Origin of the sequence: Bowmanella denitrificans, from assembly GCF_039522935.1 — a bacterium.
Classification (GTDB): Bacteria; Pseudomonadota; Gammaproteobacteria; order Enterobacterales; family Alteromonadaceae; genus Bowmanella; species Bowmanella denitrificans.
Map to the genome: position 1 here is coordinate 88,364 of NZ_BAAAEI010000031.1, position 14,480 is coordinate 102,843.

Here is a 14,480-nt window from a genome sequence, read left to right on the forward strand (position 1 = left end):
AAATGGCGGGCGTAAAGGACCGGGTCAGTACATGTTCAAAAAGCTTCGCGGAATGTTTTCCAATGACTTATCTATCGACCTGGGTACAGCCAATACTCTTATTTATGTAAAAAACCAAGGCATAGTTCTGAATGAGCCCTCTGTGGTGGCCATTCGTCAGGAGCGTGCCGGTGGTCCCAAGAGTGTCGCAGCGGTGGGCAGCGAAGCCAAACGCATGCTGGGTCGTACCCCGGGCAACATCAAGGCCATTCGGCCAATGAAAGACGGTGTGATCGCCGACTTTTATGTTACCGAAAAGATGTTGCAGCACTTCATCAAGCAAGTGCATGACAATAATTTTTTACGCCCCAGCCCGCGTGTGCTGGTGTGTGTACCTTGTGGTTCTACTCAGGTGGAGCGTCGTGCCATTCGTGAATCGGCCCTGGGCGCCGGTGCGCGTGAGGTATTTTTGATTGATGAACCCATGGCGGCGGCTATCGGTTCAGGCTTGCCGGTTTCTGAAGCCACAGGCTCCATGGTGGTAGATATCGGTGGTGGTACCACTGAAGTTGCGATTATCTCCTTAAATGGTGTGGTGTATTCCTCGTCGGTACGTATTGGTGGTGACAAGTTTGATGAAGCCATTATTAACTATATTCGTCGTAACTTTGGTTCACTGATAGGTGAAGCCACTGCCGAGCGAATCAAGCATGAAATTGGTGCGGCTTACCCTGGTGAGGAAGTGCGCGAAATTGAAGTACGTGGTCGTAATCTGGCCGAAGGGGTACCCAGAAGCTTTACGCTGAACTCCAATGAAATTCTGGAAGCGCTGCAGGAACCACTGACAGGCATCGTTTCTGCAGTGATGGTGGCGCTGGAACAATCTCCTCCCGAGTTAGCTTCAGACATCTCCGAACGCGGTATGGTACTGACCGGCGGTGGTGCCCTGCTTAAGGATCTGGATCGCCTGTTAATGGAAGAAACCGGTATTCCTGTGGTGATTGCTGACGACCCGCTGACCTGTGTAGCCAGGGGCGGCGGTAAAGCCCTGGAAATGATCGATATGCATGGTGGCGATCTGTTCAGCTACGAATAATCGATAACTACTTGAGGCGGCGTAAGCCGCCCATTCGTTTTTAGGCCTCTGTCTTGGATACTATTTTTACCCGCGGTCCTTCTCTGACCAGCCGACTGGTGCTTGCCACTGTGCTGTCGGTGCTGCTTATTGTGCTGGACGGCAAGCTGGATACCTTCAGCAATGTGCGGGTTTATCTCAATTCCCTGGTAAGTCCATTGCAATATATGGCAAACCTGCCCGGTGAAGTGCTAAACCAAACATCCCGAGCCCTGACTACCCAACGGCAGTTGCTGGAGAATAATGCACAACTTACCCGCCAGAATATTCTGATGAGTGAGCAACTGCAGCGTTTTGAAGTGCTGCGGCAGGAAAATGATCGCCTGCGTACTTTGCTGGGCTCCCCGGTGCGTGCCGACGCGCGTAAGATGGTCGCTGAATTAATGGCGGTAGATAACAATCCCTACAGCCATCAAATCGTGATCAATAAGGGCACATTACAAGGTGTATATGAAGGGCAGCCTGTGCTGGACGATAAAGGCATCGTTGGGCAGGTAATGCAGGTGGGTACTACCACCAGTAGGGTATTATTGATTGCTGATGTCACCCATGCGGTGCCGGTCCGGGTATTGCGCAATAATGTTCGCATGGTCGCTTCGGGATCGGGGCAGTTAAACCGTTTGGTTATCAACCATGTTCCTCATAGTACCGATATTCAGCGCGGTGACATGCTGGTTTCATCCGGGCTTGGACAGGTGTTTCCAGAAGGTTATCCGGTTGGCCGCATCACCGATGTTATCCGGGATGAAAGCCGTCCTTTTGCTATTATCAGGGCAGAACCTGCTGCACAGTTGGACAGGTTAAAATATTTATTGTTGTTGTGGCCTGCCGATGCACCCCAGGCTCCGATAGATCAGGATGAGGCGGTTAATGAGTCTTAGTCTAAGACACTACACTATTGCCATCAGTTTGCTGGTGGCGCAAATGCTGCAAATTATGCCGATGCCGATTCTGGTAGACCCATACCGGCCGGATTGGGTATTACTGGTGTTGGGATACTGGACACTGGCGCTGCCACAGCGGGTCAATGTGGGGGTGGCCTTTTTGAACGGCTTGGTACTGGACATTTTGCTCGGTACCGCGCTTGGCATTCACAGTCTGGCCCTGAGTCTGGTGGTGTTTATTCTGGCTGCCAATTATCAGCGTTTGCGTAACTATTCTGTCTGGCAGCAGGCCTTTATGATTGGCTTGTTGGCTGCGCTCTATCATCTGGTAATCTTCTGGTTGCAGCATCTGCTGACGGATATTTATTTTCTCTTCGATTACCTGTGGCCGGTGTTGACAACCATGTTGTTCTGGCCCTGGTCCTTTATGATTCTGCGCAAAGCGCGCAGACAACTGAAGGTAAGCTGACATGTTGATTTTAGCCTCTGCTTCTCCCCGTCGTGCTGAGCTTCTGCATCAACTGCAGGTACCGTTCAGGCAAATCAGCGTTAATCTGGACGAGTCAGTTAAGCCTGCCGAGGAACCCATGGATTATGTGGTCAGGTTGGCCCGTGCCAAGGCTGAAGCCGGCTGGCGTCAGGCTGGCCACGTGGACCCTGTGTTGGGTTCGGATACGGCAGTGGTATGTCAGAATCGTATTTTGGGTAAACCGGTCGACAAAAGTGACTTCCAACGTATGTTCGCACTGTTGTCAGGCGCTCACCATCAGGTCATGACAGCAGTGGCACTGCGCAGTGATCGTGGTCTGCAACACCGGCTGGTGGTAACCGATGTCAGCTTTAAAGTGTTAAGTCAGGCTGAAACAGACTGGTACTGGCAAACCGGCGAGCCGGCAGATAAGGCCGGTGGCTACGGAATCCAGGGCTTGGCCGGACGCTTTGTGACCCGCATCCAGGGTAGCTATAGTGCCGTAGTTGGCCTGCCACTTTACGAAACTGCTGAACTACTGAAGGAGCAAAATCTGCTATGAGTGCCGAGCTGTTGATCAACGTTACCCCTTCTGAGTCCAGGGTTGCCCTGATCGAAAACGGCATCTTGCAGGAAATCCATGTCGAGCGGCATACCAAGCGGGGCTTGGTGGGCAATATCTACCGAGGCAAGGTCAGCCGGGTATTGCCCGGTATGCAGGCGGCATTTGTGGACATTGGTCTGGATAAAGCGGCCTTTCTGCATGCGTCAGATATCGTTATTCACAATGAGCTGGTGGGTGAGGTATCAGAAAGCCATATGTCCAAGCAAGACATTCGCGAGCTGGTGCGTGACGGCCAGGACATTGTTGTACAGGTGGTGAAAGACCCACTGGGCACCAAAGGTGCGCGTCTGACTACCGACATTACCCTGCCCTCGCGCTACTTAGTATTTATGCCCAGTGTTTCCCATGTTGGCGTGTCTCAGCGTATTGAGGATGAACAGGAGCGGGAACGTTTAAAACTGCTGGTGCAGGATTTGTGCAGTGAAGACGGTGGTTTTATTCTGCGCACGGCCGCCGAAGGCGTGGGGGAAAGTGAGCTGCAGCAGGATGCGGAGTTTTTAAAGCGTTTATGGGCCAAAGTGCAGCAGCGCATGAAAAAGCGTAAGGCCAATGTGTTGTATGAAGATTTGCCCCTGGCTCGTCGCGTGCTGCGTGATTTTGTCGGCACTAAGCTGGACAAAATCCGTATCGATTCCAAATTGGCTTTCAGTGAATTGCAAAGCTTTACTAAAGAATACGCGCCAGAGCTGCATGAATTGCTGGAAGTCTATCAGGGCGAACGCCCCATCTTTGATCTATATGATGTGGAGAACGAAGCGCAGCGCGCCCTGGAAAGGCGAGTGGAGTTGAAATCAGGAGGCTACCTGATTATTGACCAAACCGAAGCCATGACCACCATTGATATCAATACCGGCGCATTTGTCGGCCACCGCAATCTCGAAGAAACTATCTTCAATACCAATATCGAAGCCACGGCCGCTATTGCCCGGCAGCTCAGACTGCGCAATCTGGGCGGCATTATTATTATCGATTTTATTGATATGACCGACCAGGATCACCAGCGTCGTGTTCTGCACAGTCTGGAAGTTGCCACCGGCAAAGACCGGGCAAAAATTAATATTCACGGCTTTACAGCACTGGGTCTGGTGGAGATGACCCGTAAACGCACCCGAGAAAGTTTGGAACATATTCTGTGTGGTGAGTGTCCAGTATGTAAGGGGCGAGGTTCGATCAAGACGGTGGAAACCATTTGTTTTGAGATAATGCGTGAGATTGTGCGCGTGAACCGGGCCTATGATGCAGATAAATTTGTGGTTTATGCCTCACCAGCCGTTGCAGATGCGTTGCTGGGCGAAGAGTCGCATATGCTGGCGGAATTGGAAGTCTTTGTATCCAGACAAATCAAAGTGCAAACCGAGCCATTGTACAATCAGGACAAGTACGACGTGGTGATGATGTAATCATCTTAGCTACGAGCTACGAGCTACGAGCTACGAGCTACAAAGCGCTGCGGTGGTGTTTCCCTGAGCTTGCAGCATAGTGCTGCATACAGATAACTGAATTATTGTGAAGAAAGCTGTTTTTTATTTGTCCTACATCGTCCGTAAACTGTGGACCTTAAGTGCGATACTGCTGGTTACTCTGGCCGTATTGCTGAGTCTGCTGCGTTACAGCCTGCCGCACATGGACAGTAAAAAACACTGGCTGGAAGATTACATTAACCAGGAATATGGCACAGACCTGAAAATTGGCAGTATCTCGGCTGCCTGGCAAGGTACCGGACCGGCTATTGTTCTGCGTGATGTGGCACTGAATAATCAGCTTGATTCACCTCTGCAACTCAACATCCGCGAAACGCAAATTCAATTGGATTTCTGGGGCTCGGTGACGAGCGGTTCTCTGCAGTCTCAGCGTTTTAATCTTGACGGTCTGACACTGTCATTGGACATTCCCAGATTGGAATCGGGCGACGCTGAATATCCGGTGGTAGATGCCTTACAGGCACTGTTTCTTGAACAATTGCAGCGCTTTTCGGTTAACGACAGCGATGTGTTTTTAGCCAATGATCAGGAACGGCAGCATATTCAGATTCAGCAATTAAGCTGGTTGAATAAAGAGCAACGCCACCAGGGCGTTGGTTTTATGCGGGTCGCCGAGCTGACCCGCAACTCAGCCAGGTTTATTCTGGATTTGCGCGGTGGCCGCGACAACCTCAGTGGCACATTCCATGCCGATGCCAAAGAGCTGGATATCTCACCCTGGTTGGCGCAGATCAATCCCAGTCAGCGTGAACTGGCAAGCAGTCGCCTGAATTTTTCCATGTGGGCCGAGATCCGTGATTCTCAGGCTATCTCACTGCAGGCCAATCTGAATGACAGCCAAATCAGCTTTAAAGGTGAGCAGCCCTTAAATCTTAAAGTGGCCAGTGCCAACTTATATGCCCAGCCGGATAGCAATGGCTGGCGTTTTTCGTTGCAGCAGGCCGAACTGTTAAGTAACGAAGAGGATAGCCTGATAGTCGACCTTAGCGGTCATATTAGCGACAAAGGCGAATATCTGCTGCGCAGTTCTAATCTGCAATTGGAAAGACTTCGTCCCATACTGTCCGGCTTTATTAACGAGCAGGACGCCGCCTGGCTGGCACAGATGTCGCCTAAAGGGGAGTTAAACCAACTGGCCCTGCGCCTGGATGAACAAGGCGTTGCCGCCACGCTGGCATTTAACAATCTTCAGTTGTCTCCCACCGCCCATCTACCCGGAATCAGCAGCCTGCAAGGGCGGTTGGATTGGCGTAATGGTTATGGACGATTAGAGGTTGCCGGTCATGACGGTAAATTGCTGACGGACAGCATTTTGGACCATCAGCTAAGTTTTGATGCGCTCAATGCGAATCTGTTTTTCAGTGTTGCTGGGCAAGGGCTGGACTTGAGTATGCCTGAACTGGCTTTTGAGTCCGATGTGGTGAGTTTCCGCCAGGCCTTGCATTATCAAAGTGCCGATAATGATCTGGCGCTGGTAACGCAAGTCGCTGGCCTGACAGTCGCTGACGCGAAAAAGCTTTTTCCAGGTGAGTTGATGGGTAAAGAAACCAAAGCTTATCTGGATAAATCACTGGTATCCGGCACCATCAATGCAGCCAGTCTGTTGTGGCGTGGTCAACCCGCCAATTACCCCTTTGCCGATAATAGCGGTATCTTCCAGGCCAGCGTTGATATGCAGGACAGCGAGTTTTTATTTGACAGCGACTGGCCGCCCTTGACCGGCCTGTCTATGCAACTGTTGTTTGAAAATGAAGGCCTGTGGATGAACAGCAGTAAAGGCAAACTGCGCCAGCTCAACGTGGGGCAGGTAAGCGCGGTTATTCCTGAACTAACCGAAGATTCAATTCTGACCATCAACCTGCAGGAGCAGGCTGATGGGGCCGCCGTGACGGACTTAATGCTGCACAGTGAACTGGCAGATTCGGTGGGCGCTGCGCTACAGGAAGTGCAAATCAGTGGTCCACTGCAGGCCGAGCTGGAGCTGACTATCCCCTTAAGTGGTCATGATGTGGTTGCCCGCGGTAAGGTGGGGTTCAAAGATAATCTGGTCAGTGTCAGCAGTCTGGCACTGGACCTGCACAAGGCGCAGGGTGAACTGACCTTTGTTAACGATAAAATCCGCAGCGATAGGCTGCAGGTTGAGCTACTAGGGCAACCCACCACACTGGCCTTGCAAGGCGCGCAGCGACAGAATGGCTATCAAACTGATATTCAGTTGACGGGGCAATGGAACTGGCATCAGTTTCTGCTCGCTCAGCATGCCAGTCTCGAACCCTTCGTCGCGGGTGTTACTCCCTGGCAGGCCGATTTAAGTCTGAATCTGCCTGAACAAGGGTATCAATACGAATTTAATCTGCGTTCTGACATGCTGGATGCCGTATCCAGTTTGCCGGAACCCTTTGCCAAAGGGGCCGGCGTGGCCATGCCTTTGCATCTGGACGTCAGCGGTGATGAGCAGGTGTCTAATGTGCGGCTGCAACTAGGTAATAAAGTACGATTTAACGGCCTGCTGCCTCATCAGGAAATGCGCTTTTCCCGCGCCCATCTGGCATTGGGGGAAAGTGGTTTTGCGGGAATGGGCAACGGGTTCAGTATTTCAGCCAATTTGCCCGTGATAAACGTAGAGCAATGGCATAGTACTATCGAGGCGCTGCTGGCTGGCCAGAGCAGTGAAAACGGGCTGTTTCCGGTACCTGAACGTATTTTTGTTAACGCCGGTAACCTTGATGTGCTGGGCCTGGTGTTAAACCAGGCTGAGGTGAATTTCAAGTATTCCGATCTGGCCTGGCTGGCCACACTGAGCGCCAAAGAAGGCCGGGCTGAGCTGGAGATTGGTCATGACTGGTTAGGCCGGGGGATCAGTATTCAAGCCGATTACCTCGACCTGCCTGCCTGGCAGGGCAGCGATAAGCCAGCTAATCGCGATCTACGTCAGGTGCCACCCTTAGTGCTGGAATGCAAACGCTGTAGCTATAACGAATATGAACTGGGGCAACTCAGCCTGAAACTCAGCCGGGCTGAGCAAGGCATGAAAATAGAACGACTGGATGTCAGATTGCCTGAAAGCCGATTGAGTGCCATGGGTGATTGGTATATTGGCCAAAGCAATACCAGTACCCGACTGACAGGTAATATGGAGAGCAAAGACTTCGGTGCCATGCTCAAGCATTTTAAGTTCGATGCTGGAGTACGTGATTCCGGCGCCAGAATGGACTTTGACTTAAGCTGGCAAAATGCACCTTACGAATTCAACTTTGCCAGCCTGAATGGCGATATTAAGTGGAGCTTGTCTGACGGCTATTTAAGTGAAGTGAGTGATAAAGGTGCCAGACTATTTTCCATTCTCAGTCTGGAATCGCTGGTGCGTAAATTGACGCTGGACTTTCGCGATGTGTTCGCCAAGGGCTTCTTCTACGACAAAATGGCGGGTACTTTTCAGCTTGAGAATGGCCGGGTGCATACCCAGGACACCAGTATTGATGGTGCTGCGGGTAAAATGGTACTGGCCGGTTATACAGATTTAAACGACAAAAATCTGGATTATAAAATAGGCTTTACCCCTAAAGTCACCTCCAGTCTGCCAGTGATTCTGGCCTGGATGGTAAATCCAGCTACAGCGCTGGCCGCCTTTGCATTGGACGAGGTCCTGACCTCGGCAAAAGTGATTTCCAATATTGAGTATTCCCTGACCGGCACTATTGATCAGCCGGTACTGCAGGAACTGGGCCGTGACAGCCGCGAGGTGCAACTGCCCGCCAGAGCCCAGCCCAAACAAGAACAGCCACTGCCACCACAGATGCCGCTTAAGGTGACCTCTAATGGTTAATCTGGCAGCCATACAACTGGTGTCATCACCAAAGCCGAGCGAGAATCTGGCTCAGGTCAGCAAGCAGCTCAGCGAGCTGGATACCTCATGCCCATCCCTGGTGGTGCTGCCTGAGTGTTTTGCCTGTTTTGGTGGCAGCGACAAAACCCAGCTTGAACTGGCTGAAGCCCTTGGGGAAGGGCCAGTTCAGAGTGCGTTATCTGCCATGGCGGCTGAACATTGCATTTGGCTGGTTGCCGGTACCATACCCATCCGGGTACCGGACAAAGAAAAATTCACAGCCTCCAGCTTGTTGTTTGGCCCCAAAGGACAGCAATTGGCTCATTATCAGAAAATTCATTTATTTGATGTGGAAGTGGCTGACGGTACCCGCACTTACCTGGAGTCCAAATATACCCAGCCCGGGTCGCAGGTGGTGGTTTTTGACACGGCCTTTGGCCGAATTGGTATGGCGGTGTGCTATGATCTGCGTTTTGCTGGTTTGTTCCAGGCCATGGGTGAGGTGGATATTCTGGTCTTACCCGCAGCTTTTACCCAGGTAACAGGCCAGGCCCACTGGTGGCCATTGCTTAAAGCCCGGGCGATAGAAAAGCAGTGTTTCGTGGTGGCTGCGGGCCAGGGTGGTGTACATGCCAATGGTCGGGAGACTTTTGGTCATTCCACCATCATATCCCCATGGGGTGAAGTGCTGATGAGCCTGAGCAAAGGGCCTGGATTAGTGCAGACCAAGGTGGATTTTGCCCAGATGCAGGAAATTCGCCGCACTATGCCAGTGGCACAACATAACCAATTCAGGAGCGAACTGATTGAATCCGATAGTTGAGCAGAACTTGCTGGCAGCCTCTGAGCTGAGCCAGACCGACCTGCAACAGGCCCTTGGTCTTATTTACCAGCATGACAATGACTTTGCTGATCTGTATTTCCAGTCCAGCCAGCATGAGAGCTGGATATTAGAAGACGGCATTATTAAAGAAGGCAGCTACAACATCGAGCGTGGTGTAGGGGTGCGGGCCGTCAGTGGTGAAAAAACCGGTTTTGCCTATTCAGACGAAATATCCAAACCGGCGTTACTGCAGGCCTGTCAGGCTGCCCGCAGTATCAGTGCGCAGGGCGGTAATCATCAGGTAAAAGCGTTCAGTGCGGCCAGGCAGAATAAGGCCTTATATGAAGGGCGAAATCCTATTCTGGACCTATCCGATCAGGACAAGATCAATCTGCTGAAAAGTATGGACGCCTATGTGCGTGCTCAGGAGCCGAATATCAGTCAGGTGGTGGTCAGCATCAGCGGTGTTTATGAAGAAGTGCTGGTAGCCGCAACAGATGGCACCCTGAGCAGCGATATCCGTCCATTGGTAAGACTGAATTGCTCAGTTCTTATTGAGCAAAATGGTCGTCGGGAGCGCGGCAGCGCCGGTATGGGCGGCCGTTATGCTTATGCCAGATTTCTGGAACTGGATGCGGGTGTTCCCCGTTATCAGCAGCTTGCAGATGAAGCTCTGCATATGGCCAGGGTCAATATGCAAGCAGTGGATGCGCCTGCCGGCCTGATGCCCGTGGTGCTTGGCAGTGGCTGGCCTGGTGTATTGTTGCACGAGGCCGTTGGCCATGGCCTGGAAGGAGATTTCAATCGTAAGGGATCATCTACTTTTAGTGGTCGCATTGGTCAGCAGGTGGCAGCCAAAGGGGTCACGGTGGTGGATGACGGCACGCTGGCAGAGCGGCGTGGTTCGCTGAGTATTGACGATGAAGGCAACCCAAGCCAGTACAACGTATTGATTGAGGATGGCATACTCAAGGGCTATATGCAGGACAAGCTGAATGCCCGTTTGATGGGCGTGCCCGTGACAGGCAACGGTCGGCGTGAATCTTATGCCCACCTGCCGATGCCTCGTATGACCAACACCTATATGCTTGGTGGCCAGTATGAGGCAGAGGAAATTATCAGCACCATCAAAAAAGGCATCTATGCGCCTAACTTTGGTGGCGGACAGGTAGATATCACCTCTGGCAAGTTTGTGTTTTCCACGTCCGAGGCCTACCTGATTGAAAACGGTAAAATTACCACCCCGGTCAAAGGTGCCACACTGATTGGGAATGGCCCGCAGGTCATGCAAAAAGTATCGATGATTGGCAACGATATGAGCCTGGATCGCGGTGTAGGTGTGTGCGGCAAAGACGGTCAGAGTGTGCCTGTTGGCGTGGGCCAGCCGACCTTAAAAGTGGACGAACTCACCGTTGGCGGTACAGCCTGACGGCATCTTTTTAAATCCAGGGCAGGAGCCCCTGCCCTACTGATTCTTTTCCGTTGAACTACACACTGGTTGGCTAGCCGCGCATCTCTACCCTGAATAGCAATTGTGTTTGTGTTGTTGAAGACGGGGCTGTGGCCCTAATAGTCAGCCAGTAAAGACCAGGTGCACCATCATTGGTTAAACTAAACCTGAGTTGGCTGGCATCATTCGTGAAGGGTGTATTTGGCACGCTAAAGGTGCCATTCTCCACAGTCCCTGATTCACTGGTAACATTGATGCTGGTGCCATTGGCCAGCACCTGCCCGGCAGTATCGAGAAATTCCACGATAAACTCCCGCTTTTCCCCGGCATTTAAGCTGATATCCGCAATATTAGGGTCAGTGTTTGGCGCAATCTGCGAACCATTGGCTTGTTGTAATGTCAGCACGGCTTCAGAACTGGACATAATCAGCAGGGCCGACGCGCGCAGGCTGATGCTTTGCGCCTGGCTGTCGCAATATTGATCGGACTGACAGTGCGGACCGTTAAATTTACCGTCGGCTAAATCAAACAAGCCATTACCGTTGTGATCGTCAAACCACTCGCCAACATCGCGCTCGCCGCTTTCGTTGGCATCCAGCCAGGCTTCACTCATATCCACAAAGCCGGTCAGGGTACCATTCTGGTTATCGTCTTTGCCAAAGCCATTGTTGCTAACTGAGGAAATTGCGCTGCCATCCTCATCGTCAAAGTAATTATTGCTGTTTGCATCCCACAAGGTTTCATGGCCGTCGGTATAGGCCAGAATGGTGACTCTGTGATCCGTAGGTATCGGATGCTGGCCTGTCCAGGTGACCGAACAGGCACCATTTTGGGTAACACAGCGCTCTTCTATCTGCCCACCTTCGGTGACAAAGTTCACCGCCGTGCCGTCGGCCACCGGGTTATTGAACAGGTCCGATAGTCTGACGGTCACCTGCGAGGTGGCACCTTGGTAAAGAGCGGCTTCGACATTATGTACGGTCTTTGCGATGGAAAAACTGTTCTGGTCGGCCAGGCCGGTATTGATGGTCAGCAAATTGGACTGGGTGGAAACGCTTTTCCCTGCAGCGCTCTGAGTACTGGCCGTTACCCTGACCACTGCAGGGGCAATACCTGCTATCACCCTGGTGCTCACCGTGCCATCCCCATTGGTCATGGCGCTGGAAGGTTCTACTTTTACACCACCTGCCGAGGTGTTCAGGCTGAAGTCAACCTGTTGCTGGGCCAGCGGATTGTCCAGTACGCCCCTGACCTGAAACGTTAAAGTTGAAGTAGAAACATTATTCTGTCCACCCGTACCCTGGATCAGGATTTTATCTGGTGTGGCAGAAACAAAGGTCAGTTTCTCCAGTTCTTCTGCGGCAATATCCACAGACACAGTGGCTTGCAGTGCGGTGGTATTGTCGGTCAATGTGGCCGTTATGGTATCGGTGCTGCCATGGGCTCCGGCACAACTGATGTCCTGATAATCGGTACGGGCAATTCCGCTCACCGTGGATACCGAACTGGCCAGGCTGGCGGCGCCGGCCAGAGCACAATCTGAGCTTAAGCTAATCTGCAAGGCCTGATTAACCGCCTTGTTGTCGGCACCTACTACCACCAGAGTCAAACCCAGCGTGCCACCTGCAGATAGCTCCCCGGCCATACTGACACCGATTTCACCCTGAATAAAATTATTGGCTGCATCGAAATGGCCTAGCTTTAGGTCACTTAAATCGGTATCCGTGCCAGGGTTAAACGGGGTACTGCCGTTATCGCCCGAGGTGCCATTGCAAGCGGCCAGGGTCAATCCCAGCGAGACAGTTAACAATCCCTTTAACAGCCAATTTGTCATACTTATTCTGTAGCCTCGCGCAGATACTGAAAAATTTCCCGGGCCGCTTTGGGCGGTTTGTTTTGTTGCTGCTCTTTTTGCGCCTGGCGGCTTAACTGGCGTAGTTTCTGCCGCTCAAGCGTTGGATAGCGTTCCATGACCTGATCAATAGCCTCATCGCCCCTGGCCACAATATCATCCCGCAGCCTTTCCAGCTTATGGAACTGAGCGGTCGCCTGCTGGTGCTTGTTTTCCAGCAAATCAATGGCTTGCTGGATTGGCTCGACGTCACGATTACGCATCAATTTGCCAATAAACTGCAGTTGACGGCGATAACCTTCCTTTTTTCTGTCGATGCGTTTTGCCAGCTTTACGGCGTCGCTTAATTCCTGATCCATGGGGATCTTATCCAGCGCTGCCGGGCCAAGGCCAACTAACTTTTCCCCCAGTTTTTGCAGGTCCTGCATTTCATTTTTTAACTGGGTTTTACTCTTGGAATCGAATTCCTGATCGTCGTATTCGGTCATCTTGTTGTCTTTAATGATAAACTAGCTATCCAATTGTAACCTTTAGCCCGTTGGAAAACCTAATTCCCATGAATGCACAACAAAGTCTCGCTGAAATCCAGTCGGTTGTCGATGATGTCCTGACTCTGGCCAAAAAGCTTGGGGCCAGTCAGGCCGAAGCCAGTATGAGTAAAGTACAGGGCATTGCCGTTTCCTCACGTATGCAGCAGGTTGAAACTCTGGAGTTTACTAACGACGGTGGTTTAGGGATCAGCGTTTATGTCGGTAGCAAAAAGGGCAGTGCGTCTACTGCAGATCTCAGTCCGGCTGCCCTGCGCCTAACGGTTGAAAAGGCGATTGAGATTGCCCGCTATACCAGTGAAGACCCTTGTTCAGGTCTAGCTGACGCCGAGCTGATAGCGCGGGATTTCCCTGATTTAGATCTTTATCACCCCATTGAGTTAGATGCCGAAGCCGGTATTGCCATGGCCATTCGCGCCGAACAGGCCGCCTTTGCCGCCGATCCGCGCATTAACAACTCTGATGGTGCTTCTTACAATGCCAATCTTGGCGTAAAGGTGTATGGCAACAGCCATGGTATTAACGCGGGCTATCCAAGCAGCAGATACAGTCTCAGCTGTGTTCTGATTGCAGAGCAGGACGGGGATATGCAAAGGGACTATGCCTATAGCGTGAGCCGCGAAGCCCACTGCCTGGACACGCCCGAACAGATAGGCATCGAAGCGGCAAAGGCCACGGTATCCCGCTTGGGCGGGCGCAAAATGAAGACCGCTAAGGTACCGGTGTTGTTCCACCGTGAAATTGCTTCCAGTCTGTTTGGTCACTTTGTGTCGGCTATCAGTGGCGGCAGCCTATACCGCAAATCTTCCTTCCTGCTGGATCATTTAGGCAAACAGGTGATGCCTGACTGGCTGCGTATTGAGGAACGTCCTCTGTTGCTCAAAGGGCTGGCCAGTTCGTCCTTCGATCATGAAGGGGTGCAAACCCGGGATATGGACATTGTTGAACAGGGCATACTGCAGCACTATTTGCTGACCAGTTATTCTGCCCGCAAGCTGGGCATGCAGAGCAATGGTCACGCCGGGGGCATTCATAACTGGCTGGTGCAGTCCTCAGGCCAGGGTTTTGAAGAATTACTGCAGCAGATGGGCAGCGGCCTGCTGGTCACTGAGCTGATGGGCCAGGGAGTGAATATTGTCAATGGTGATTATTCCCGCGGTGCGGCAGGATTCTGGGTAGAGAATGGCCAGATCCAGTATCCTGTTCATGAGGTAACCATTGCTGGCAATCTTAAAGACATGTTGATGGGCATTCAGGCGATTGGCAGCGACACCGAGAAACGTGGTGCAGTACAAACCGGCTCTGTGTTACTGAGCCCTATGCAAGTGGCGGGTGATTGATAAGCTTGTCTGCCCTGGAGCAAGTGGCCAGTTGTCAGTGAACAGGGTTCAGACTGACAACTGGCAGC

At 51.9% G+C, this 14,480-nt stretch carries 11 protein-coding genes; 9 read left to right on the plus strand and 2 right to left on the minus strand.

The genetic code is table 11. The annotated features are described in order from the left end of the window. Window positions 1-31 precede the first annotated feature (31 nt). The 8 genes from ABD028_RS21655 to tldD all read left to right on the plus strand — a co-directional run bounded on the left by ABD028_RS21655 (window position 32) and on the right by tldD (window position 10,651). The gene (locus ABD028_RS21655; RefSeq protein WP_102794482.1) at window positions 32-1,075 is read left to right on the plus strand and encodes a rod shape-determining protein; all 1,044 of its coding nucleotides are present in this window, start codon (window positions 32-34) and stop codon (window positions 1,073-1,075) included. 53 nt (window positions 1,076-1,128) lie between these two features. Next, the gene (gene mreC, locus ABD028_RS21660) at window positions 1,129-1,995 is read left to right on the plus strand and encodes a rod shape-determining protein MreC (protein WP_102794481.1); all 867 of its coding nucleotides are present in this window, start codon (window positions 1,129-1,131) and stop codon (window positions 1,993-1,995) included. After that, window positions 1,985-2,467, plus strand: coding sequence for a rod shape-determining protein MreD (gene mreD / locus ABD028_RS21665; RefSeq protein ID WP_102794480.1), 483 nt, complete (start codon window positions 1,985-1,987; stop codon window positions 2,465-2,467). The genes mreC and mreD overlap by 11 nt, the downstream gene beginning before the upstream one ends. A gap of 1 nt (window position 2,468) precedes the next feature. Continuing rightward, window positions 2,469-3,029, plus strand: a complete 561-nt coding sequence (locus ABD028_RS21670; protein ID WP_102794479.1) for a Maf family protein — start codon at window positions 2,469-2,471, stop codon at window positions 3,027-3,029. Then, the gene (gene rng / locus ABD028_RS21675; RefSeq protein WP_102794478.1) at window positions 3,026-4,492 is read left to right on the plus strand and encodes a ribonuclease G; all 1,467 of its coding nucleotides are present in this window, start codon (window positions 3,026-3,028) and stop codon (window positions 4,490-4,492) included. The genes ABD028_RS21670 and rng overlap by 4 nt, the downstream gene beginning before the upstream one ends. 106 nt (window positions 4,493-4,598) lie before the next feature. Further along, a complete protein-coding gene (locus ABD028_RS21680; protein ID WP_343847448.1) occupies window positions 4,599-8,399 on the plus strand; it encodes a YhdP family protein in 3,801 nt (1,266 codons plus the stop codon). Beyond that, on the plus strand, window positions 8,392-9,222 hold the full coding sequence (locus ABD028_RS21685) for a carbon-nitrogen hydrolase family protein (RefSeq protein WP_343847449.1): 831 nt from the start codon (window positions 8,392-8,394) through the stop codon (window positions 9,220-9,222). Before ABD028_RS21680 ends, ABD028_RS21685 begins: the two co-directional genes overlap by 8 nt. Next, a complete protein-coding gene (tldD, locus tag ABD028_RS21690; RefSeq protein WP_343847450.1) occupies window positions 9,206-10,651 on the plus strand; it encodes a metalloprotease TldD in 1,446 nt (481 codons plus the stop codon). The genes ABD028_RS21685 and tldD overlap by 17 nt, the downstream gene beginning before the upstream one ends. A 73-nt stretch (window positions 10,652-10,724) precedes the next feature. Here the strand turns inward: tldD and ABD028_RS21695 are convergent, their stop codons facing one another. Then, window positions 10,725-12,506, minus strand: coding sequence for a hypothetical protein (locus ABD028_RS21695; protein ID WP_343847451.1), 1,782 nt, complete (start codon window positions 12,504-12,506; stop codon window positions 10,725-10,727). A gap of 2 nt (window positions 12,507-12,508) precedes the next feature. Then, window positions 12,509-13,012 (minus strand): ribosome biogenesis factor YjgA, encoded by a 504-nt coding sequence (gene yjgA / locus ABD028_RS21700; RefSeq protein ID WP_343847452.1) that lies wholly within the window; start codon window positions 13,010-13,012, stop codon window positions 12,509-12,511. Window positions 13,013-13,080: 68 nt separating this feature from the next. On the opposite strand from yjgA, the gene pmbA reads away from it, so the two are divergent. Continuing rightward, window positions 13,081-14,412 (plus strand): metalloprotease PmbA, encoded by a 1,332-nt coding sequence (pmbA, locus tag ABD028_RS21705; protein WP_343847453.1) that lies wholly within the window; start codon window positions 13,081-13,083, stop codon window positions 14,410-14,412. Window positions 14,413-14,480 lie beyond the last annotated feature (68 nt).

Excerpts from the sequence above, each read along its gene's own strand:
- ABD028_RS21655 (WP_102794482.1), top strand. The coding sequence starts at position 32 with ATGTTCAAAAAGCTTCGCGGAATGTTTTCCAATGACTTATCTATCGAC.
- mreD (WP_102794480.1), top strand. The coding sequence starts at position 1,985 with ATGAGTCTTAGTCTAAGACACTACACTATTGCCATCAGTTTGCTGGTG.
- ABD028_RS21670 (WP_102794479.1), top strand. The coding sequence starts at position 2,469 with ATGTTGATTTTAGCCTCTGCTTCTCCCCGTCGTGCTGAGCTTCTGCAT.
- rng (WP_102794478.1), top strand. The coding sequence starts at position 3,026 with ATGAGTGCCGAGCTGTTGATCAACGTTACCCCTTCTGAGTCCAGGGTT.
- ABD028_RS21685 (WP_343847449.1), top strand. The coding sequence starts at position 8,392 with ATGGTTAATCTGGCAGCCATACAACTGGTGTCATCACCAAAGCCGAGC.
- ABD028_RS21695 (WP_343847451.1), bottom strand. The coding sequence starts at position 12,506 with ATGACAAATTGGCTGTTAAAGGGATTGTTAACTGTCTCGCTGGGATTG.
- yjgA (WP_343847452.1), bottom strand. The coding sequence starts at position 13,012 with ATGACCGAATACGACGATCAGGAATTCGATTCCAAGAGTAAAACCCAG.
- pmbA (WP_343847453.1), top strand. The coding sequence starts at position 13,081 with ATGAATGCACAACAAAGTCTCGCTGAAATCCAGTCGGTTGTCGATGAT.